Annotated in this window: 16 protein-coding genes; 9 read left to right on the plus strand and 7 right to left on the minus strand. The window is 61.2% G+C overall.

What is annotated here, in order from left to right:
• The first annotated feature begins 75 nt into the window (after nucleotides 1-75).
• On the plus strand, nucleotides 76-990 hold the full coding sequence (locus ACP7B1_RS11275; RefSeq protein ID WP_346306708.1) for an ROK family protein: 915 nt from the start codon (nucleotides 76-78) through the stop codon (nucleotides 988-990).
• Nucleotides 987-1,712: a copper homeostasis protein CutC gene (locus ACP7B1_RS11280; protein ID WP_346306707.1), complete on the plus strand. Its 726-nt coding sequence runs from the start codon at nucleotides 987-989 to the stop codon at nucleotides 1,710-1,712. Before ACP7B1_RS11275 ends, ACP7B1_RS11280 begins: the two co-directional genes overlap by 4 nt.
• Before the next feature lie 125 nt (nucleotides 1,713-1,837).
• Here ACP7B1_RS11280 and ACP7B1_RS11285 read toward each other — a convergent pair whose 3' ends face one another.
• Entirely contained in the window at nucleotides 1,838-2,740 is a 903-nt protein-coding gene (locus ACP7B1_RS11285) for a LysR family transcriptional regulator (protein WP_105732281.1), read from the minus strand.
• Between the two features lie 141 nt (nucleotides 2,741-2,881).
• On the opposite strand from ACP7B1_RS11285, the gene ACP7B1_RS11290 reads away from it, so the two are divergent.
• Both ACP7B1_RS11290 and ACP7B1_RS11295 read left to right on the plus strand, forming a co-directional pair.
• Entirely contained in the window at nucleotides 2,882-3,142 is a 261-nt protein-coding gene (locus ACP7B1_RS11290) for a hypothetical protein (RefSeq protein WP_346307789.1), read from the plus strand.
• 219 nt (nucleotides 3,143-3,361) lie between these two features.
• A complete protein-coding gene (locus ACP7B1_RS11295) occupies nucleotides 3,362-4,360 on the plus strand; it encodes a GlxA family transcriptional regulator (RefSeq protein ID WP_182549277.1) in 999 nt (332 codons plus the stop codon).
• 215 nt (nucleotides 4,361-4,575) lie between these two features.
• On the opposite strand, the gene ACP7B1_RS11300 is transcribed toward ACP7B1_RS11295, so the two are convergent.
• The 3 genes from ACP7B1_RS11300 to ACP7B1_RS11310 form a co-directional block, all read right to left on the minus strand.
• Nucleotides 4,576-7,092: an FAD-dependent oxidoreductase gene (locus ACP7B1_RS11300; protein ID WP_346307788.1), complete on the minus strand. Its 2,517-nt coding sequence runs from the start codon at nucleotides 7,090-7,092 to the stop codon at nucleotides 4,576-4,578.
• A gap of 272 nt (nucleotides 7,093-7,364) precedes the next feature.
• Nucleotides 7,365-7,628, minus strand: a complete 264-nt coding sequence (locus tag ACP7B1_RS11305) for a hypothetical protein (RefSeq protein WP_223612814.1) — start codon at nucleotides 7,626-7,628, stop codon at nucleotides 7,365-7,367.
• 154 nt (nucleotides 7,629-7,782) lie between these two features.
• Nucleotides 7,783-10,323 carry a mechanosensitive ion channel family protein gene (locus ACP7B1_RS11310; protein WP_346307787.1) on the minus strand — a complete coding sequence of 847 codons (2,541 nt, stop codon included), beginning with the start codon at nucleotides 10,321-10,323 and terminating at the stop codon, nucleotides 7,783-7,785.
• A 334-nt stretch (nucleotides 10,324-10,657) separates the two neighbouring features.
• On the opposite strand from ACP7B1_RS11310, the gene ACP7B1_RS11315 reads away from it, so the two are divergent.
• The 3 genes from ACP7B1_RS11315 to ACP7B1_RS11325 are packed head-to-tail and all read left to right on the plus strand — an operon-like array spanning nucleotide 10,658 to nucleotide 14,512.
• Nucleotides 10,658-10,945, plus strand: coding sequence for a sarcosine oxidase subunit delta (locus ACP7B1_RS11315; protein WP_346307786.1), 288 nt, complete (start codon nucleotides 10,658-10,660; stop codon nucleotides 10,943-10,945).
• Nucleotides 10,942-13,932 carry a sarcosine oxidase subunit alpha family protein gene (locus tag ACP7B1_RS11320; protein ID WP_346307785.1) on the plus strand — a complete coding sequence of 997 codons (2,991 nt, stop codon included), beginning with the start codon at nucleotides 10,942-10,944 and terminating at the stop codon, nucleotides 13,930-13,932. The genes ACP7B1_RS11315 and ACP7B1_RS11320 overlap by 4 nt, the downstream gene beginning before the upstream one ends.
• Entirely contained in the window at nucleotides 13,925-14,512 is a 588-nt protein-coding gene (locus ACP7B1_RS11325) for a sarcosine oxidase subunit gamma (protein ID WP_346307784.1), read from the plus strand. The genes ACP7B1_RS11320 and ACP7B1_RS11325 overlap by 8 nt, the downstream gene beginning before the upstream one ends.
• A gap of 22 nt (nucleotides 14,513-14,534) precedes the next feature.
• Here ACP7B1_RS11325 and guaD read toward each other — a convergent pair whose 3' ends face one another.
• The 3 genes from guaD to ACP7B1_RS11340 all read right to left on the minus strand — a co-directional run bounded on the left by guaD (nucleotide 14,535) and on the right by ACP7B1_RS11340 (nucleotide 17,947).
• On the minus strand, nucleotides 14,535-15,851 hold the full coding sequence (guaD, locus tag ACP7B1_RS11330; protein ID WP_346307783.1) for a guanine deaminase: 1,317 nt from the start codon (nucleotides 15,849-15,851) through the stop codon (nucleotides 14,535-14,537).
• Nucleotides 15,848-17,077, minus strand: coding sequence for a urate hydroxylase PuuD (locus ACP7B1_RS11335; protein WP_223612808.1), 1,230 nt, complete (start codon nucleotides 17,075-17,077; stop codon nucleotides 15,848-15,850). Before ACP7B1_RS11335 ends, guaD begins: the two co-directional genes overlap by 4 nt.
• 216 nt (nucleotides 17,078-17,293) lie before the next feature.
• Nucleotides 17,294-17,947: a 2OG-Fe(II) oxygenase gene (locus ACP7B1_RS11340; RefSeq protein ID WP_426136937.1), complete on the minus strand. Its 654-nt coding sequence runs from the start codon at nucleotides 17,945-17,947 to the stop codon at nucleotides 17,294-17,296.
• A 280-nt stretch (nucleotides 17,948-18,227) separates the two neighbouring features.
• Between ACP7B1_RS11340 and ACP7B1_RS11345 the strand changes: the two genes are divergently transcribed.
• Both ACP7B1_RS11345 and secD read left to right on the plus strand, forming a co-directional pair.
• The gene (locus ACP7B1_RS11345) at nucleotides 18,228-18,644 is read left to right on the plus strand and encodes a hypothetical protein (protein ID WP_346307129.1); all 417 of its coding nucleotides are present in this window, start codon (nucleotides 18,228-18,230) and stop codon (nucleotides 18,642-18,644) included.
• A 109-nt stretch (nucleotides 18,645-18,753) separates the two neighbouring features.
• The gene (secD, locus tag ACP7B1_RS11350; protein WP_346307130.1) at nucleotides 18,754-21,288 is read left to right on the plus strand and encodes a protein translocase subunit SecD; all 2,535 of its coding nucleotides are present in this window, start codon (nucleotides 18,754-18,756) and stop codon (nucleotides 21,286-21,288) included.
• The last annotated feature ends 7 nt before the right edge of the window (nucleotides 21,289-21,295 follow it).

A 21,295-nucleotide genomic window follows, 5' to 3' on the forward strand; every position in this document is an offset into this window, starting at 1 on the left:
CATTCACTTGAGTTTGCCGCGCGGGGAAATTCCGCTATCAACATCCACCATGATTGATTCCGGACCTGTTTTCCCATGATTGCCTGCTTTGACATCGGTGGCTCGGCCATCAAGGGTGCAATGGCCTATGCGCCCGAAGACATACGGCCGCTGCCGAAAGTGCCGACGCCCCTGCATGATTTCGACGCCTTTGCCGGTGCCATCGAAAAAATAGCGGCGGATGGCGGCGCCGATCCGACATCGCTGATCTCGATTTCCATCGCCGGGGTTGTCGACGCCGACAGCGGCAGGATCACCTGCGCCAATATTCCCTGCATCCATAACCGTCCGCTGGTAAAGGACCTCAGCGAGAAACTCGGCCGTCCGGTGCTTGTCGCCAATGATGCCGACTGCTTTGCCCTGTCGGAAGCCGTTGTGGGCGCCGGACGCGGCCACCGCGTGGTGTTCGGCATCATTCTCGGCACCGGCGTCGGCGGCGGGCTGGTCATCAACGGCAAGATTCATGAAGGTGCCGGCGGTTTTGCCGGGGAATGGGGCCATGGGCCGATTTCCGCGACCTGGGCCGGCAATCCGCCCATCGCCATTCCGCGCTATGCCTGCGGCTGCGGCCAGGTGGGCTGTGTCGACGCGGTGGGTGCGGCGCGCGGCATGGAGCGGCTGCACGCCCATATCCATGGCGTCGACCTGCCAAGCACCGAAATCATCGCCGCCTGGAACAAGGGCGACGCGGCGGCCGAGCGCACCATCGACTGCTACATCGACATCGTCAGCGGGCCGCTGGCCATGACGCTCAATGTCGTCGGCGCATCGGTTGTGCCCGTCGGCGGCGGTCTCGCCAATGCCGTTCCGCTGATCGAGCGGCTGGACCGGGCAGTGCGTGACCGCATCCTGTGGAAGACCGGCAAACCGCTGGTCATCCCCGGCGAATTGAAAATCGAACCCGGCCTGATCGGTGCCGGCGTTCTCGGATTGATGGGCGAAACAAAATGAGCGGCATTCTCCTGGAAGTCTGCGTCGATGATTCCAACGGCCTTGCCGCTGCGATAACAGGCGGCGCCGACCGGGTGGAACTGTGCTCGGCGCTGGAACTTGGCGGATTGACGCCGACACCGGGCCTGATCGGCCAGGCGATTGCCTCACCCATTCCGATCTATGCGATGATCCGCCCGCGCCCCGGCAATTTCGTTTTCGGTGAAGCCGATATCGATGCCATGCTGCGGGAAATCGACATGATCCGCAGTGCGGGCCTTGCCGGCGTCGTTCTCGGCGCGAACCACGCCAATGGCAGCCTCGACCATGCCACGCTGGAACGCCTCATGCGCAATTGCGACGGGCTGGGCGTGACGCTGCACCGGGCCTTCGATCTCGTGCCCGACCTCGGCGAAGCCGTTGAAACCGCTGTCGGACTGGGTTTCGAGCGTATTCTCACATCCGGCCGGATGCCGACCTCGGCGCAGGGGATCGGCGATCTGGAAACGACCTTCGCTTTCGCCGCCGGGCGGATCAGGATCATGCCCGGCTCCGGCGTGAACATCGGCAATGCGGACACACTCCTGCAGCGCATCCCATTCCGGGAAATCCATTCCTCCTGCGCGGTTCCGGCGAAACCCATCAGTGCCGCCGCGCAGCGGCTCGGATTCGAAACCGCCACGCAGAAACGCACCAGTGTTGAACTGGTCAAGGCGCTGAAGGCGTTTTGCCTCGCGCGGTGAGGTGTTGCATTAGCAACGTGCGTGGTTCGACAGGCTCACCATGAGGGAGGTTGCATTTTGCAGAGCACTGGATTCTCTCATGGTGAGCCTGTCGAACCACGCACCACACTCATGCAAATCAAGCCTTAAAGCTTGCCCGTCCGCTCATAGCCTTCAAAATACACCCGGAGATGCTGGGCGACGGCTTTGACATGCGCGCCCGCATTCTTGGCCACCAGCATACCGAGTTTCGATTCGCCGAGCGGCGGCAGGCCGTGTTCTGCGCCGAGTTCGACCATGTTGTCCTCAAGCAGGAATTTTGAAAACGGTGCCACGGCCAGATCAGCCACGATGGCGGCGCGCTGCCCCATCGTATGGGCGCTCATATAGGCGACGCGATAGTCCCTTCCGGCGCTTTCCAGCGCGCTGATGGCATTGGCGCGCCAGATGCAGCCCTCTTCCCACATGGACAGCGGCAGCGGATTGCGCTCATGCGCCGTGCCGCATTTCGCTCCGGCCCAGATGATATCCTCGGTCATCAGAACTTCGATCTCGTCGAGCTTTGCCAGCGTTTCATTGACATTGACCAGCGTCACGTCGAGCCTTTGTTCGTCGAGCCGCTTGCGCAGGCTGTTGCTCTGGTCGATGACCACATCCACCGTCACATCCGGGTGCGATTCGGCAAAGCGCTTGAGCACGAAGGGCAGCACCTTTTCGCCGACATCATCGGGTGCGCCCAGCCGTACCACGCCGGAAACCGTCGGAGTGATGAACTTGGCAACGGTTTCGCGGTTGAGCGCCAGCATGCGCCGGGCATAACCCAGCAGAAGCTCGCCGCTCGGCGTCAGCTTGACCGACCGCGCGTCACGCTCGAGCAGCACATGCCCCAGCGTCTCCTCCAGTTTCTTGATCTGCATGGACACTGCCGAGGGCGTGCGGAACACCGCATTGGCGGCGCTGGAAAAGCTGCCGGTTTCGGCAATCATGGCAAAGGTACGCAAGACGTCGAGATCGAGGATGGGAATGGGGTGCTGCATCGGTGCGGACATTGCGGCGTCTCCTTGATCAATTTTTCTGAATTATAGTGCTCTCTAATTTCGTTTGATTGAACATCAACTTGGGCAGATAGTCAAGATCACAGAACGGGCAGGCCGCAGAAAATGGCCGCCTGAAGCAAAAGGAGCAACAAAATGAGTGCCTGCAATGACCATTACATCGAACATCGGGCCAGCCTGAGCGCACGTCTGTTCGCCGCCGTAAGCCGCACGGCCGGAACCGTGGCATCGATCGCGGAAGCCTCGCGCAACACCATTGTCCGGCAGCGGCGTCTGCGGGCGACGGAAGCCGCGCTGGACAGCCTGCCGGAAAATATCCGTTTCGATATCGGCTGGCCGGATCTGTATGAACGTCAGATCGCGGCGGGCAATGACATCAACCGTACGCACCAATAAATCATGAAAATACAAGTGTAAGGGAGCAGACCGGGCCACGTCTGCTCCCTTTCCCATGCGCTCTACCTGCGCTTTTGCGACACAGGCAGGCACCCTTCCCTTTAGAATAATTCTATGGTTCTATCAGAAAAAAAGCTTAAGAGACCACGCCTGTAATTTGAAGACTCTACTTCAGGTGCGACATGGCCTCGTAGTAAAAAACGGGAACCTAGAGACATCATGAACCAGACGGGCCTCAACAAGCGGTCTTTTGTTTTTTTCCTCGTGCCGAACTTTTCGATGATCGCCTTTGCGACGGCCATCGAACCGCTCCGCATTGCCAATCGCATGCTCGGCTACGAGGCCTATCGCTGGCGCCTGGCGTCGGTGGACGGCAAGCCCGTCACCGCATCCAACGGCGTCGAATGCGCCGCCAATTCCTCGCTTGAGGATGAGCGCCGCTTCCTGACCGGCGAAGACCGCCCGTCCATGGTGTTCGTCTGCTCCGGCGTGCATGTGGAAAAATTCCAGAACAAGTCGGTCTATGCCTGGCTGCGCGAAGAGTTCAACCGCGGCGTGGCCGTCGGCGGCCTGTGCACCGGCGCGCATATCCTCGCCGCCGCCGGACTGCTCTCGGGCAAGCGCTGCGCGATCCACTGGGAAAACCTGCCCGGTTTTGCCGAATCGTTTCCGAAGGCCGATGTCTATGCCGACCTGTTCGAGGTGGACGGCAACATCTATACCTGCGCCGGAGGCACCGCAGCCCTCGACATGATGCTGAAGCTGATCGGCGACGATTTCGGCGACAACATCGTCAACCGCGTCTGCGAGCAGGCGCTGACCGACCGGGTCCGCAGCCCGCATGACCGCCAGCGCCTACCCTTGCGCGCCCGCCTCGGCGTGCAGAATTCCAAGGTTCTGACCATCATCGAACTGATGGAGGCACGGCTTTCCGAACCACTGTCGCTGATCGAGATTGCCGACCATGTCGGCCTGTCGCGCCGCCAGATCGAGCGCCTGTTCCGCCAGGAAATGGGCCGGTCCCCGGCGCGCTACTATCTGGAGATCCGGCTCGACCGTGCCCGCCACCTGCTGATCCAGTCGTCCATGCCCATCGTGGAAGTCGCGGTCGCCTGCGGGTTCGTGTCGGCCTCGCATTTCTCCAAATGCTATCGCGAGCTCTATGGCCGCTCACCGCAGCAGGAACGGGCCGACCGCAAGCAGCTGATGGCCGCTTAAGCCAGTCGGGATTGACTGCAACTCTGCGGTGCGTGGTTCGACAAGCTCACCATGAGGAAAATGGAGGATTGCAGTGAGCACTATTCTGCAAGGTTTGTGATTGATCTTGCGCCAAACCACCTCCCTCATGGTGAGCTTGTCGAACCACGCACAACCCAAAAGAAATGGCGCCCGTTCAGGCGCCATTTTCATTTCTCCATACAAGCGGAACCGGCTTAAGCCCTGAGGCGCTCGTTCTCCGTATCGAACGGCGCTTCCGGAATGACCGTCGCCTTGTGCGTCTTGCCGAGAATCTTGATCTCGAGCTGCGTGCCGAGTGCCGAATAATCCGGCTTGACCATGGCGAGCGCCAGGCTCTTGCCGAGGCGCCAGCCATAACCGCCATGCGTCGCACGGCCGATGAGCTGGCCATTGGCGTAGATCGGCTCGCTGCCGCGGGCATCGACATCCGATACACCGGGGACATGCACTTCGAGCGTGACGAAATTCCACTTCAGGCCATCCTCGCGGGCCTTCACAACGGCATCGCGGCCGATGAAATCACCCTTGTTGGGATGAACGAAACGGTCAAGGCCGCTTTCGAAGGCATTGTATTCGATCGAGAGTTCGCGCGGGATCAGGCGATAGGACTTTTCCACCGCCATCGCCGTCATCGCACGGATGCCGAACGGCTTGATGCCGAATTCCGCACCGGCTTCGAGCAGCAGGTCATAAATGGTGTTCTGCTGTTCAATGGGGTGATGCAGTTCCCAGCCGAGCTCACCGACAAAGTTGACGCGCAGGGCATGGGCCGTGGCCGTGCCGACGCTGATTTCCTTGCCCGACAGCCAGGGGAAGGCTTCGTTGGACAGGTCCGCACGGGTGATCTTCTGCAGAACCTCACGGCTCTTGGGCCCCGCAAGCACCAGCACGCCATACATCTGCGTGATCGGGCGGAGGGTTACCGAGCCGTCCGTCGGCAGGAGTTTGACCAGATAATCATGATCATGGTTCTCGTAAGCACCGGCGGATACCAGATAGAACTTGCCGGGCGCCCATTCATAGACCGTGAATTCGGAGCGCACCCCGCCCTGCTTGGTCAGGAGGTGGCACAGCGCAATGCGTCCCTGCTTCTTGGGAATGCGGTTGGCCAGAATGGAATCGAGCCATTCGCGCGCACCGGGGCCTGTTACTTCCATCTTGGCAAAGGCCGACATGTCGAGCAGGCCGACATTGCTGGTGACGTTCTTGATCTCGTTGCCGACATGTTCAAAGTAGTTCGAACGATGGAAGGACCAGAGTTCCTTCACCTTGCCGTCCTTGTCCGGCTTCGGATGGTTGTGGTTGAGCAGCACATCCGGCTTGTCGAGTTTTGCAACCTCGAGGCCATAGCCCTGCGGTGCAAACCAGTTGGCGCGCTCCCAGCCATAGACGGTGCCGAACACGGCGCCGAGCGCCTTCTGGCGGTCATAGGAGGGCGAACGCTTGAGCGGACGGGCCGCGCCGCGCTCTTCATCCGGGTAGTGCACCGAGAACACCTCGGCATAGGCTTCCTCGTTCTTTTCCTTGAGGTAGCCTTCCGTCGCATAGGGGCCGAAGCGGCGCGGATCGACGCCCATCATGTCGATGGAGGGCTCGCCCTCGACAATCCATTCGGCCAGCTGCCAGCCGGCGCCGCCAGCGGCAGTGACGCCGAAGGAATGGCCTTCATTGAGCCAGAAATTCTTCAGACGCGGGGCTGGACCGATGATGGGCGAACCATCCGGCGTATAGGCGATGGCGCCGTTGTAGACCTTCTTGATGCCGACTTCGCCAAAAGCGGGAACGCGGGCAATGGCGGTTTCGATATAGGGTTCGAGCCGGTCGAGATCCTCCTGGAACAGCTCGTACTCGCTGGCATCGGACGGGCCGTCGACATAGCAGACAGGCGCACCCTTTTCATATGGTCCGAGCAAAAGGCCGCCGTTTTCCTCACGCATGTACCAGGACGAATCGCTCTCGCGCAGCACGCCCATCTCCGGCAGGCCCTTGGCCTTGCGCTCGAGAATGGCCGGATGCGGCTCGGTGACGATGTACTGGTGTTCAACCGGAATGACCGGCACGTCAAGTCCGACCATCTTGCCGGTCTTGCGGGCAAAATTGCCGGTCGCCGAGACGACGTGTTCGGCAGTGATATCACCCTTGTCGGTCTTGACGAGCCACTCGCCCGAGGGCAGCTGCTCGATGCCGAGAACCGTGGTGTAGCGATAGATGGTTGCACCGCGATCGCGCGCGCCCTTGGCAAGCGCCTGCGTCAGGTCGGCCGGCTGGATATAGCCGTCTTCCGGATGCTGGATGGCGCCGAGAACGCCGTCCATTTCCGCCAGCGGCCAGATTTCCTTGACCTGTTCCGGCGTCAAAAGCTTGACCGGCACGCCGATCGTCTCGGCAACACCGGCATAATACATATATTCGTCCCAGCGGTCCTTGGTGCGGGCGAGACGGATGTTGCTGCAATTGGTGAAACCGACATTCATGCCGGTTTCCTCTTGCAGCTCCTGATAGAATTTCACGGAGTATTTGTGGATCTGGCCGACGGAATAGCTCATGTTGAACAGCGGCAGCAGTCCGGCCGCATGCCATGTCGAGCCGGAGGTCAGTTCCTTGCGCTCGATGAGCACGACATCGCTCCAGCCCTTCTTGGCCAGATGATAGAGTGTCGACACACCCACCACACCACCGCCGATCACAACTACACGCGCTTGGGTCTTCATTTCATTCTATCCTCTGATATCAATCGGTGGTCAGGCGGCACGCGCCATTTTCTGCACTATGCCGTTCGCACTGTCCATTGCTAAGGCCTGTTTGCGACATGGCCAAAACATGCCGCGACGCGCGGCAAACTGGCTGCGGTTTGTGCGAATTTCCGATCAAGGCAAGGGAATGATCTGCCGCATCGCGCATGGGAGCGACACCCTGAAAACGAACAGGCCCGAACTGTTTTGCACAGTCCGGGCCTTTAGCTCGGCAATCGGCGGTGGCCGGGTTACTTGATCGAAACCTTGCCGCCCTTGATTTCGATGGTTTCCGCACCGGTCAGGGCTTCGCGGTCACCATTGGGAAAGGTGACGAAACAGCCGCCGCTGCAAAATTCAACCGTGTCTCCGGCCGCGACCTGCAGCTGGGTTTTGCTCGACCCTTCGGTCACGACGATGGTCTGTGCGCTGGCATCGCTGTTCTTCAGGCTGGCGGCAAATGCAGGTCCGGCCAGAATAGTGCTCGTAAGAATGACAACTGCAAACTTGTTCATATCACCCCGGTGCTTCCACCGCCCCTGTTGCCTCGGGCTCAACTGGCCCTTTTCGACACCAGTTATAACGGGGTGAAACTGAACGGCAACTGAACGCCCCGTTATTTTTCCGTGATTTAGACGAAAGTGGGGCACTAGCCCCGCACACCGTTTCTCAGGACTTGGTCGTCTTCTTCACCGGTGCTTTCAGCTCCGCCTTCACCCGCTCGGTGATCATCTGCACGATCGCATCCGCGTCATCGAGGTGGATATTGACGTCGCGCTGCGGGAACGGAATTTCGATCCCCTCCTCGGCAAACCGGTCGACCAGCGCAAAGCGGATTTCATTCTGCACTGTGCCGGAATTCGACAGGTCAGCCAGATGCACCCGCATCTCGAAATCCATTCTGGAATCGCCCAGCGCCTTGAACTGCACGAAAGGCTCCGGATTTTTCAGGACAAGCGGATGGCTGCGGGCAATGTCCATCAGGATGGCATGCACGCGGCGCGGATCGACCTTGTAGGAAACGCCAATCGGAATTTCGACGCGCCCCAGCTTGTTGCGGTGGGTCCAGTTGCCGACATTGCCGTTGATGAAGGACGAGTTGGGAATGATGATCGACTGGCGCTGGAAGGTTTCCACCTCGGTCGCGCGCACGCTGATCTTCTTGACAATGCCGCCGACGCCGCTGGTTTCGATCCAGTCGCCGACCTTGAAGGGACGCTCGGCGAGCAGGATCAGGCCGGAGACGAAGTTGGAGACGATCGCCTGCATGCCGAAACCGATACCGAGCGACAGACCGCCGGCCACCAGCGCGAGGCTGGAGAGATTGATGCCCGCCGCCGAGATGCCGATGAGCCCGGCCATGCCGAGGCCGAGATAGCCGACCGCCGTGCGGATCGAGTTGCGCACGCCCGAATCCAGCTTGCCGCGCGCCATCACCCGCACATCCAGCCAGCCCTGGAACCAGCGTGTGAAGAAATAGAACAGCGCGAAGAGCAGGATGCCGACGGCAATGGCCACCAGCGAGATCGTCACCGAACCGATCTGGAAACCGGTGGCTATGGTGAGGAACCAGACCGTCATCTCGCTCCACTGGAAGCCCCAGAGCAGCAGGATCACCGGAATGCCGAGGAGAAGCACGAAAATATTGATGATGATGCTGGCGATCAGGCCAAGCTGATCGAGTGTCGAGTCATCGATGCCGAAGCGCTTCTGCACCGTGCTGCCGAGCACCGTGCCGCCCAGCGCATTCTCGTCGGCCACCGCGCGCGCCGTGAGGAAGCCCAGATACATCGTCACGAGCACAGCGCCATTGATGACGATCTGCTGCGAGACGAAACGGGCAAAACCGATATAGCCCAGCAGCGCGGCGATGATCGGAATGAGGCCGATGGCATAAAGGAATAGCCGCAGCGGCCTTGGCCAGCGCCGGGCTTCGCCGGTTTCCTCATTCTCGAGCGGTTTGAGAAATGCCATGGCGAGGATCAGCAGCCCGACCAGAACCGTTGCAAACAGGCTCTTGGCCACCGTCAGCGACAGGGGTGAGGATGCAATCTGGTTGACCGTATTGGCGAGATAATCGAGCCCCGTGATCGTCGCCGTGGCCGTGACCAGAACCATGAGAATGCGGCCCGGACGCGGTGCAACGCGCACCAGACGCCAGTTGGGCGCGCCCGGGCAAATGACGGCCTGGGCCAGCGCATGCACGAAATAGACGATGCCGATCACCGAAAACAGCGTGTAGATCAGCGACGCGATATCCGGCCGCAGCACATTGAAATAGCCGAGGAAAAAGTAGGTCGTGGCCAGGAATACGCCGACGGTCACCGACCGCATCAGGGTCGACCAGAAGGCAACAGCCAGACGGCTCAGATAGGAGGGTTCTTCAACCGCCGGATCGCGCAGATAGAGATGCCCCAGCAACCGCTGGCCGCCGATGAGAAGCACCAGGGCGGTTATCGCGGCAAAGAAGGCGGCGGCCAGCAGGGACTGCCATTTGAAGGTGATGACGAAGCGCCACCAGGACGAAATGAGCTGGTTCATCGTGCCCATTTCCCGGCCATAGGCGTCGATGACTTCGCTGCCGAGGGAATAGTTGATGTCGACGCGCTGCGACAACGTATTGGCAAAAAGCTCGCGCCGGGCATCGCCGATCGCATCGATCATCTTGTTGACTTCGAGCAGTTGGTCTTCGGTTTCGCCGAGAACCGCGTTGATCTCCGCCTTTTCCGTCGTCAGGCGGGTGCGTTCATCCGTGACGATCTTCGCTTCGGCCGGCTGCCCCTGGGCTGGCGGTGCGCCCAGCTGTTCCAGGCGGGCATTGATCTCGGTGATGCGCGGCCGGAACGAAACGCCGATATCCAGCAGTTTCTTGGCGCTCGCTTCCAGATCGAGGCGCAGATTGGCAAGCGCCGCGTCGGCATCGGCCTTCTGCTTGAATTTCTGTTCATAGGTCGAGATCTGCTTCTTCAGCGCATCGATGGCCGGGCGCTGTTCGGCGACGATGTTCGATTTGACGGCAGGCGCTGGCGCTGGCGCCACGGGCGCCGGCTCCGCTGCAGCGGGCGCAGGCTCCGGTGCAGGGGCTGGTGCGGGCGATGTGGCGGCCGGTTCTGGCGCCGGGGTCTGCGCCAAAGCCAGTTGCACCGGGGCCGCCAGAAACAGAACGGCGGCAATCGTCAGAAGAATCTGCCGAAGGAAAGATGAGATCACGGGTTCAGATCCATTTATGAACAGTTTGCTTCGTCGATTTGCCCGTTCATGTCGGCACAATCAAGGCACTTTCTGCTTTCATTCTCGCGACTGGTCGGCTTGTTGACAGTGCTCGCCGCTATCGTGATGACCATTCCAGCAATGCGACAGTAGCATAATGTCGGGGTAATCATGCATCGTCACACCTGCGGCAGGCCGGAAACTTGCCAAAGTCACAATTTTGCTCGCCTTCGCCTCGTGCTCATCTTGACCAGTACAGACGCACACTGTTGACTGGCACAATCGGGAAACAAACGTCCAACCGCAACAGATTCGCTTTCGAGACCAGAAGACCATGATCATCAAATGCCCCTATTGCGGCCCGCGCGACGTCATCGAATTCACCTATCAGGGCGACGCGACACGCCAGCGCCCCGACCCGGCCTCATCCGATCAGGCCGCATGGAACGCCTATGTCTATGAGCGGGCCAATCCCATAGGCGCGCACCGTGAGTTCTGGCTGCACAGCGGCGGCTGCCGCCAGCATCTGATCGTCACGCGCGATATGGCGACCCATGTCATTTCGTCCGTGGGCTTTGCCCGGGATGCCGTTGCCGCCGGGAAAGGCGGTGATCGCCCATGACCGCGTCACGGCTCCCCAAGGGTGGACGGATCGACCGCGCCAGGACGGTGCGGTTCACCTTCGACGGCAAGGCCTATAGCGGCCACCCCGGCGATACGCTGGCCTCGGCCCTCCTTGCCAATGGCGTGACGCTTTTCGGCCGCTCGTTCAAATATCACCGGCCGCGCGGCGTCTTTGCGGCGGGCAGCGACGAGCCGAATGCGCTCGTCACCGTTCTCAACGGCGATGTGCGCGAACCCAATGTCCGCGCGACGGAACTGGAAATCCATGACGGCCTCGTCACCGAAAGCCAGAACCGGTTTCCCTCGCTCGAACACGATGTCATGGCCATCAACCAGCTGGCCGGGCCGATATTGTCGGCGGGCTTCTACTACAAGACCTTCATGGGCCCGGCCATCGGCCCGCTGCGCAGCACCAAGGTCTGGATGTTCTTCGAAAAATTCATCCGCCGCGCCGCCGGTCTCGGCAAGGCAGGCATTGCCGCCGATCCCGACCATTACGAGCGCATGAACGCTTTCTGCGACGTGCTGGTGGTGGGCACCGGCCCCGCCGGACTATTGGCGGCGGAAGCCGCAGCGGAAACCGGCGCGCAGGTGATCATCGCGGAGGAACGGCCGGTTGCCGGCGGCGCACTGCTTGCATCGGCGGAACTGATCGACGGGCGCAACGCCGCAGTCTGGGCGCGGGAAAAGGCGGCAGCGCTCGCGGGCCGCGCCAATGTGCGTTTTCTCACCCGGACCTCCGTCTGGGGCTATTATGACGGCAATGTCCTGACCGCCATCGAGCATGTCTCCGATTTCAAGCCGAACCGCACCAAGGGGCAGCCGCGCCAGCGCCATTGGGTCATCCGCACCGGCAAGACCATTCTGGCAACGGGTGCGTTCGAGCGGCCGATCGTCTTTCCCGGCAATGACTGCCCCGGCGTCATGCTGGCCGATGCGGTCAGGCGCTATGCGGTCGAATATGGTGTGGCTGCGGGAACCAATGTGACGCTGTTCACCAACAATGACAGCGCCTATGAGGCAGCCCGCGCCATGGCACAGGCGGGCGTCAATATCGTTGCCATCGTCGATGTGCGCGCGGATGTGTCCGGCGCCTGCATCGAGATTGCCTTGGCGGCGGGGGCGGAACTGGTCCTCGGCCACGCCGTCACCGGCACCCATGCGGGCAAGACGCTCAGCTCCATCACCGTGCAGCATTTCAATGCGCAGACCGGCCATGTCTCCGGCACGGCGCGGGAAATCAAGACCGATTGCCTCGGCGTCTCCGGTGGCTGGTCCCCCGCGATCCATCTCGCCAGCCAGGCGGGCGGCAAGCCGGAGTGGGACGAGGATTTGCAGGCCTTCCTGCCGCCGGAGGCCAACCAGAACTGGGTGACGGCAGGATCCGCAGCGGGATACATGGATACGGTCAGCGTGTTCTCCGATGGCGCGACCAAGGGCACCTCCTCCAAGACCAAACCGAAGCTGCCTGCCGTCGACGCCCCGATGTTCGATGCATCGCCCGCCCCCGTGTTTGAAATCGAGCCCGCGGCCAAATCGCAAAAGGCATTCGTCGACTTCCAGCACGATGTCACCGCCGACGATATCCGCCTCGCCTACCGCGAGGGCTTCCATTCGGTCGAGCACCTGAAGCGCTACACCACGCTCGGCATGGCGACGGACCAGGGCAAGACATCAAACATTCCCGGCCTTGCCATCATGGCCGATGTGCGCGGCATTACCATTCCGGAGGCGGGCACCACCCGCTTCCGCCCGCCCTTCACGCCTGTATCCTTCGGTGCTATCGCCGGTGAGCGCTATGGCGACCTGCGGCCACACCGGCTGACCCCGATGCATGACTGGCATCTGGCCAACAGCGCCAAGACCTATGAAGCCGGCCTGTGGCACCGCCCGATGATTTATGGCAGCCATGGCGAGACGGTCGAACAGGCCTATGTGCGTGAAGCGCGCGCGGTGCGCCAGAGCGTGGGGATTGTCGATGTTTCGACCCTCGGCAAGATCGACATTCAGGGTCCGGACGCGGGCGAACTGCTCGACCGTGTCTACACCAACATGTTTTCCACCCTGCCGGTCGGCAAGGCGCGCTACGGCCTGATGCTGCGCGAGGACGGCATTGTCTATGATGACGGCACCACCTGGCGGCTCAGCGAAACACAGTTCCTGATGACGACCACAACGGCCAATGCCGGAAATGTCATGCAGCATCTGGAGTTTTATCTGGATTGCGTCTGGCCGGACCTGCGCGTGCACCTGACCTCGGTCACCGATGTCTGGGCCGGGACGGCCGTGTCGGGCCCGAAGGCCCGGGCTGTTCTGGAAGCCTGCGTCACGGGAACCGGTGTCGACAATGCAACCCTGCCGTTCATGGGCATCGTGCATGGCTTTATCGGCGATGTGCCGATCATGATCTGCCGCCTCTCCTTCTCGGGCGAGCTGGCCTATGAAGTCTATTGTGGCGCCGGCTATGGCACGCAGGTCTGGGAAGCGCTGCTCGAAGCGGGCAAACCCTTTGACATCATGCCTTACGGGCTGGAAGCGCTGGGCACGCTGCGCATCGAGAAGGGCCACGTCACCGGTGCCGAAATCGATGGCCGCACCACCGCGCACGATCTGCATCTCGACTGGATGCTCTCGAAGAAGAAGCCCTATATCGGCTCCGGCATGAAGGACCGCGCGGGATTGAACGATGAAAACCGCCTGTCGCTTGTCGGCCTGATTTCGCTGGACAACCAGTCGATCAACGGCGGCAGCCATATCGTCAGCGATGCGGCGCCGCGCGAACCTGCCGACAGTTTCGGCCACGTCACTGCGGCCTGCTATTCCCCGGCGCTCGGCAAATACATCGCGCTGGCGCTGGTCAAGCACGGCACATCGATGATCGGCAACCGTGCCTATGCGACGGACCTTCTGCGCGGCAAGCACGGCGCCGTCGAGATCGTCAGTCACCACATGTTTGATCCAGAGGGGAGCCGGATGCATGGCTGAACCACAATCGCCCCTCGGCCACGTCTTTGTTCCGGGTGACCACGGCAACTCCGCCGGCGGCATAGGCCTTGTCCTGACCGAGCGCAACGACGTTTCCATCGTGCAGGTGACCGCATGGCGCGGGACCATCCCCGCCGTCCTGACCGCCATCGGCAATGTAACCGGATTGAATGTCGCGGACAAACCCGGCGCCGGGCGCAGTGCGGGCGAAAAATCCGCCTTCGGTTTCGCGCCCGGACGTTATTTCGTCGTGAGCCCGTCCGCTGATCTGGAAGACCGCCTGCGCAGGGCCGTACCGCTGGAAACCGGCACGATCGTCGATCTGACCCATGGTCGCACCGCCATTCGCGTCAAGGGCCCGTGGTCGGAATGGGTGCTGTCGAAGCTGTTTGCCATCGACTTTTCCGAACACGGCTTTCCCGTCGGCTTCGGCCGCGCCACGCTGCACCACGATATCCACGCCAATATCCAGCGGATCGATGCGGAGACCTTCGACCTCTACGTGTTCCGCACCTTTGCCCGTTCGTTCTGGCAGACGCTGGGGCATGCGGCGGCGGAGGTCGGCTACCGCGTCGAATAAGCAATTTCCGGCTTGTCGCTCGTTATGATGCGAGCAGGCTCTTCGCCGGTTTTCCCGCGATATAGACTTCCGCAATGGTGCGGTCGTCGCCCATGGTCTGCATCAGGAACAGCTCTTCAACCAGCGTTTCCACCGTTTCCATGCGCAAGCGCATGGCCGGGGTGGAGCGGGCATTGAGCACGATGCAGTCCGCTTCCGCGCCCGGCGTGAACGAGCCGATGATGCCCTGCAGCGACAGCGCGCGGGCATTGCCCAGTGTCGCCTGATAATACGAGCGCAGGGGGTGATAGCGCTGGCCCTGAATGTTCAGGATCTTGTAGCCCTCATCCAGCGTGCGCAGCATGGAATAGGAGGTGCCGCCGCCGATATCGGTGGCAATCGCATGGCGCACCGGCGGATGGGACGCCTCGAGGCGCGCCAGATTGAACAGGCCGCTGCCGATGAACAGGTTCGAGGTCGGGCAGAAGACTGCGACGGACCCGCTATTGGCGATGGCAGCAATTTCCGCATCGGTCAGGTGGATGCAATGGCCAAGCAATGTCTTGGGACCAAGCAGGCCGTAATGCTCATAGACCTGCGTATAATCCCGGCTCCACGGAAACAGCTCCGCTACGAAGGCAATCTCGGCGGTGTTTTCACACAGATGCGTCTGCACGTGCAGATCAGGATATTCGCGGGCCAGCGCCCCGCTCATCTCCAGCTGTTCCGGCGTCGATGTCGGTGCAAAGCGCGGCGTGATGGCATAGAGCTGGCGCCCGGTTCCGTGCCATTTGCCGATCAGTTCCTTGCTGTCGTCATAACCCGACTGCGCCGTGTCGAGAAGACCGGGCGGCGCATTGCGGTCCATCATCACCTTGCCCGCGATCATGCGCATGTTGCGCCGGTCCGCCTCGGTGAAAAATGCCTCGACCGACGCCTTGTGCACGGTGCAATAGGCGGCGGCCGTGGTGGTGCCATGGCGGATCAGCTCATCGAAGAAAGCCGAGGCGATGCGCTGCGGATGGCCCTGATTGGAGAATTTCTGCTCCTCGACAAACGTGTATTTGTTCAGCCATTCCATCAGTTCGCCCGCATAGGAGGCGACAACCTGCATCTGCGGGTAATGGATGTGGGTATCGATGAAGCCCGGCATGATCAAATGCGGGCGATGGTCGACGACCTCGACATTCCGGCCTTCGCCGGCGCGCAGGCGGGCATAGTCGTCAATGGCCCAGATCTTGCCGTCGCGGATCAGCAGTCCGCCATCCTCGATATAGGTGAATGCGTCCGGACTGGCGTCGCCCGCCAGCGGCTCGTCGTGAAACGTCAACAGACGTCCGCGTAACAGAAGTTCGGTCATTGCGTGGATTTTCCCGATACCGCAGAACGATACCACGCCACGATCCGGGACCGCTCGGCATCTGTCATCTGCGTCAGATTTCCCGGTGGCATGGCGTGGCTGGCACCGGCGAACAGATAGACCTGGCTGGCATGAGTCGCAATCAGTTCGTCCGTATCGAGGCGAATTCCTTTGGGCGCGTGCATGATCCCTTCAAAGGACGGCTCCGCCGCATGACACATGGAACAGCGTCCCATGACGGTGTCGCGCACCTCCTGAAAGTTCTGCGCGGCGAGAAAGGGCGCAGCGGCGCTCGAGACTTTTTCCGGCCCCTGCAGGACCTTCGGCACGGTCGACAGCCAGATGATGACGATGAACAGCACGACCGAGGCCAGCCACGTCCAGTGCGGATTGCCGGTTCCGGCATGTTTCGAGTTGAAATAGTGGCGGATGAGCACGCCGATGATGAAAATCAGCGCGGCGATGACCCAGTTGAACTCCGTCGAACTCGCCAGCGGATAATGGTTGGACAGCATCAGGAAAATGACGGGCAGCGTCAGGTAATTGTTGTGGGTCGAGCGCTGCTTGGCCTGTTTCCCGAGCTTCGGATCGGGCGTCTTGCCGGCGATCAGATCGGCAACGACCTTCTTCTGGTTCGGAATGATCAGAAGGAACACATTGCCCGACATGATCGTGGCGGTGAATGCGCCAAGATGCAGGAAGGCGGCGCGGCCGGTGAACAGATGCGTATAGCCCCATGCCATGACGACGATGACCGCATAGAGGATGAGCATCAGCGCCGTGTCATTGTTTGCCAGCGGCGACTTGCACAGGAGATCGTAGATCAGCCAGCCGAGCCCGATCGACGCGAGCGAAATCAGGATGGCGACCGGCGTCGAGACGTCAAGAACATTGCGGTCGATGAGATAAAGGTCAGCGCCGGCATAATAGACGATGCACAGAAGCGCGAAGCCCGAGAGCCACGTGGCGTAGGACTCCCACTTGAACCAGATCAGATGTTCCGGCATGTGCGGCGGCGCGACCATGTATTTCTGGATGTGATAGAAGCCGCCGCCATGCACCTGCCATTCCTCGCCGTTCACCCCCTGCGGCAGGCCCTGATGGCGGCGCAGCCCCAGATCAAGCGCGATGAAATAGAAGGATGAGCCGATCCAGGCGATTGCAGTGATCACATGCAACCAGCGGGCGGCAAAGCTGAGCCATTCCCAGAAAATAAGGTAATCCATCGGGGCCTCATGCAAAGCATCACAATGCGTGTGTTCGCGGCCCGATGCAAGGTGATGGCTGCAAGATCAATGCGTGGTTCGACAAGCTCACTATGAGGGAGGTTGGGGATTGCAGGGAACACCATTCGGCAACGTCCAGGATGGCGTTTCAGCCCACCCAGTTCCCTCATGGTGAGCTTGTCGAACCACGCACCCCAAATCATGCAATGCTGCCATCTACTTGGAATCGTGAAAGATAATCCCGAGTGTATGGCGCTGGCCGCTGCACACCCGGCTCACACCATGGCGCATGTTGACCCGGTAATAGCCGCGCGATCCCTTGACGGGGCGCTGGCTGACCGGAAAGACCACGCCGTCACCCTGCCGCAGCGGCACCACCTCCGCCCGCGACTGCATGCGCGGACGCTGCTCGGTCAGGACAAATTCGCCGCCAGTGAAATCCGTGCCAGGCTCTTTCAGCAGAAACGCCACCTGCAGCGGGAACACGTGAATACCATAAATATCCTGATGCAGGCAGTTGTAGTCGCCCGCGCCATATTCCAGCAGCAGCGGCGTCGGCCGGTCCTGTCCGGCGGCATGACAACGCTCAATGAATGCCTGATGCGCATCGGGATAGCGGATATCGATGCCCATCTGCTCGTTCCAGCGGTTGGCGATGCGGGCCAGCGGCGGATAAAGCGCTTCACGCAACCCGTGGACAATTTCGGGGAGCGGATAGGAGAAATATTTGTACTCCCCCTGCCCGAAGCCGTGCCGGGCCATGACGATGCGCTTGCGGAAAATCGTATCGTCGGGATAGCTATCCGCCAGCGCCGTGCATTCGGCGCGCGACAGGACATTGCGCAGAATGGAGCAGCCGAAAGCCTCCATCTCCGTTTGTGCGGCGGTCCAATCGATCGGGCTCATGTCTGGCATTGCAGCATCCTTACTCACGCAGAAATTCCTGCACAGGAGACCGCAGTTATAGCCGATCAACCACCCGTTTCCTGCGCAGAGCACGATGAAAGGGCCTGCGCTTCACAAAAACGACGGTTTTTTTGTCCATGAGGCCGGGCACACGACGATTTTAAGTGACTCGGCTTGCCGGACTTCATAAATAGAGTCGCAACGGGGTCTGACAGACCGCGAACGGGAACTGCTGGAAACGCATATGGGCTTGAACAGAAATGGCAAATCAGAAAGGCGTGGATCCGCTCCGCTGCTGATTTCTATCTTCTGGCTCATTGCGACCCTTGGCGCCGTCTATATCGCCGCTCCCGAAACGGATCTGCGCAACAACCGCGCCAGCGCACCGGTCCGCGACGATGCCCGCCTTGCCCATGAGAGCGACAATCGCTCCGCCCCCGTGCAGAACTCCATGCGTATCGCTGCGCTCGAAGCCCTGCACCTGAAAATCAAGAGCGGCGTGCGTGCCGATACGAATTCCCATGACGGCATTCTGCCGGACGGGATTTCCCTGATTCTGGCCGGCGCACAGCCAGCCACACCCTCCGAAACCGGTTCAAGCCTGGCGCTTGACCGCATCAGCGTTTTCAGCGCCCGGGCTCCCCCCGCCGCGCTTGCCTGAGGCAATCCGTTGCTCGGCAACGGTTCCAACGCAACACCATCGGCAGCCGCCCGGAACAAACGCGACCATTTCCCGGCAGCCTCGCCGCAATTCATGACGGAACACTGATATGCGCACTTCGAAATGGGTTCTTGGAACCTATATTTTCATCATTATTGCGGGCATCATCCTCGCACTGCCCAATATTTTCACCAAGGCACAGCTCGATGCCTTGCCCAACTGGCTGCCCAAGAAGCAGATTTCGCTTGGTCTCGATCTTCGCGGCGGTTCCTATCTCGTTCTTGAAGTGGACGCCGCAGCCCTGAAGAAGGACCGCGTCCGCGCCATGCTGGACGATGCGCGCAACAAGCTGCGCACCGAACGCATTCAGGCGCAGTCAGTCCGCATCGCCGGTGATTCCGTCATCGTCACCATTGCCGACCAGGCACAGCGCGACCGCGCCGTGACGGTTCTGAAGGAACTGACGGCCCAGGTCGCACAGGTCGGCTTCGCCGCCCCGGTCAGCGACATCGACATCACCTCCGCCGACAACACGATCCGTCTCACCCTGACGGATGCCGGCATGAAGGACAGGCTCGACAACGCCTTGCAGCAGAGCCTTGAAATCGTCCGCCGCCGCGTCGATCAGGTCGGCGTTGCCGAACCCTCGATCCAGCGCGTCGGTTCCGACCGTATCGTCGTCCAGCTTCCCGGCCTGCAGGACCCGTCCCAGCTGCGCGCGCTGCTCGGCAGCACGGCCAAGATGACGTTCCACATGGTCGCCGACCGCAATTTCGGCGATACGCCGCCGCCCGGCATTTCCATCCTGCCGGATGCGAAGAATCCCGGCCAGACCTATCCGGTCGAGGACCGCGTTGCGCTCAGCGGCGAACGCCTGACCGACGCCCGCGCCGCCTTCGACCCGCAGACCAACCAGCCGATCATCTCGTTCCGCTTCGACAATGTCGGTGCGCGTCAGTTTGCCGAAATCACCAGCCAGAATGTCGGCCGTCCCTTCGCCATCGTTCTCGACGGCAAGGTGCTGACCGCGCCGGTCATCCAGGTGCCGATCACCGGTGGTTCCGGCCAGATCACCGGCAATTTCACGGTGCAGGATACGGTGACAACCGCCGCCCTGCTGCGCGCCGGTGCCCTGCCCGCGCCATTGACGGTCATCGAAGAACGCACGGTTGGTCCTGATCTCGGCGGCGACGTCATCAAGATGGGCATCCTGACCGGTCTTGTCGGCTTCGCCCTCGTGGTCGGCTTCATTTTCGTGCTCTACGGCGCATGGGGCTTCATCGCCAACCTGGCGCTGGCGCTCAACGTCATCCTGACATTCGGCGTGCTCAGCCTCATCGGCGCCACCCTTACCCTGCCCGGCATCGCCGCCATCATCCTTGGCATCGGCTTTGCGGTGGATGCGAACATTCTGATCAACGAGCGTATCCGCGAAGAAGCCCGCAAAGGCATCGGCGCCATGGCCGCCGTCGACCGCGGCTTCAAACACGCCTACGCCACCATCGTCGATGCGAACGTCACGCACCTGATTTCCACGCTGCTGCTGTTCCTGTTCGGCACCGGCCCGATCCGCGGCTTCGCGGTCACCATGGTCATCGGCACGCTGATTTCCATGTTCACCGCCGTGACCGTCGTGCGCATCGTGATGACGGCCATCGTCCGCCGCCGCAAGATGAAGACCATCCACATCGAGCACGTGGTCAAGCTGGTTCCGGAGACCACGAAAATCTCCTTCATGAACGCCCGCTTCTTCGGTATCGGCGTCTCGATCTTCCTGTCGATCGCCTCGGTGATCCTGTTCATTCATCCCGGCCTCAACTACGGCATCGACTTCAAGGGCGGTATCCAGGTTGCCGTCACCACGTCGAAACCCGCTGACCTTGCCACCATGCGCAGTTCGCTGGAAGCACTCGGCCTCGGAGAGGTCGTGCTGCAGCAGGCCGGCGGCGACAATCAGGTCCTGATTCGCGTCCAGCGCCAGGATGGCGGCGAAGAAGCCCAGACGGCGGCCGTGACCAAGGTCAAGGCCGCGGTCGAACAGCTCGATGCCGGCGTGAAGATCGAAAGCTCGGAAGTCGTCGGACCGAAGGTCAGCCAGGAACTGGCGCGCTCGGGTGTCCTGGCGGTCATCCTCGCCAGTATCGCCATGCTGCTCTATATCTGGTGGCGGTTCGAGTGGCACTTCGCCCTCGGCGCGATTGCGACGCTCATTCTCGACACGACGAAGACGGTCGGCTTCTTCGCCCTGATGGGGCTGGACTTCAACCTCACCGCCATCGCCGCGCTTCTGACGATGATCGGCTACTCCGTCAACGACAAGGTGGTGGTCTATGACCGCATGCGCGAGAACCTGCGCATTCACAAGAAGATGCCGCTGCGCCAGATCATCGACATGAGTATCAACCAGACGCTGGCCCGTTGTATCTACACCTCCGTCACCATCTTCCTTGCCATGCTGCCCATGGCAATCTGGGGTGGCAAGGCCGTGGAAAACTTCGCGCTGCCGATGCTTTTCGGTGTCGTGATCGCCACGAGTTCGTCGATCTTCATCGCAGCGCCGATCCTGCTGCTCTTGGGAACATGGTGGGAAAAGAACCACCAGCACCGCATCGGATCGAGCGAGACACCGGCCGTGAAGAGCTGAGCGGAGC

The sequence above is a fragment of the Phyllobacterium sp. SL163 genome, assembly GCF_049896885.1.
In the GTDB taxonomy this organism is placed as follows: Bacteria; Pseudomonadota; Alphaproteobacteria; order Rhizobiales; family Rhizobiaceae; genus Phyllobacterium; species Phyllobacterium calauticae.

Bases quoted from the DNA above. Each gene is read 5' to 3' on its own strand.
- ACP7B1_RS11345 (WP_346307129.1), top strand. From the start codon at position 18,228: ATGGGCTTGAACAGAAATGGCAAATCAGAAAGGCGTGGATCCGCTCCG.
- ACP7B1_RS11285 (WP_105732281.1), bottom strand. From the start codon at position 2,740: ATGTCCGCACCGATGCAGCACCCCATTCCCATCCTCGATCTCGACGTC.
- ACP7B1_RS11280 (WP_346306707.1), top strand. From the start codon at position 987: ATGAGCGGCATTCTCCTGGAAGTCTGCGTCGATGATTCCAACGGCCTT.
- ACP7B1_RS11320 (WP_346307785.1), top strand. From the start codon at position 10,942: ATGACCGCGTCACGGCTCCCCAAGGGTGGACGGATCGACCGCGCCAGG.
- ACP7B1_RS11290 (WP_346307789.1), top strand. From the start codon at position 2,882: ATGAGTGCCTGCAATGACCATTACATCGAACATCGGGCCAGCCTGAGC.
- ACP7B1_RS11300 (WP_346307788.1), bottom strand. From the start codon at position 7,092: ATGAAGACCCAAGCGCGTGTAGTTGTGATCGGCGGTGGTGTGGTGGGT.
- ACP7B1_RS11340 (WP_426136937.1), bottom strand. From the start codon at position 17,947: ATGGAGGCTTTCGGCTGCTCCATTCTGCGCAATGTCCTGTCGCGCGCC.
- ACP7B1_RS11315 (WP_346307786.1), top strand. From the start codon at position 10,658: ATGATCATCAAATGCCCCTATTGCGGCCCGCGCGACGTCATCGAATTC.
- ACP7B1_RS11295 (WP_182549277.1), top strand. From the start codon at position 3,362: ATGAACCAGACGGGCCTCAACAAGCGGTCTTTTGTTTTTTTCCTCGTG.
- ACP7B1_RS11275 (WP_346306708.1), top strand. From the start codon at position 76: ATGATTGCCTGCTTTGACATCGGTGGCTCGGCCATCAAGGGTGCAATG.
- secD (WP_346307130.1), top strand. From the start codon at position 18,754: ATGCGCACTTCGAAATGGGTTCTTGGAACCTATATTTTCATCATTATT.
- ACP7B1_RS11325 (WP_346307784.1), top strand. From the start codon at position 13,925: ATGGCTGAACCACAATCGCCCCTCGGCCACGTCTTTGTTCCGGGTGAC.
- ACP7B1_RS11335 (WP_223612808.1), bottom strand. From the start codon at position 17,077: ATGGATTACCTTATTTTCTGGGAATGGCTCAGCTTTGCCGCCCGCTGG.
- ACP7B1_RS11305 (WP_223612814.1), bottom strand. From the start codon at position 7,628: ATGAACAAGTTTGCAGTTGTCATTCTTACGAGCACTATTCTGGCCGGA.
- guaD (WP_346307783.1), bottom strand. From the start codon at position 15,851: ATGACCGAACTTCTGTTACGCGGACGTCTGTTGACGTTTCACGACGAG.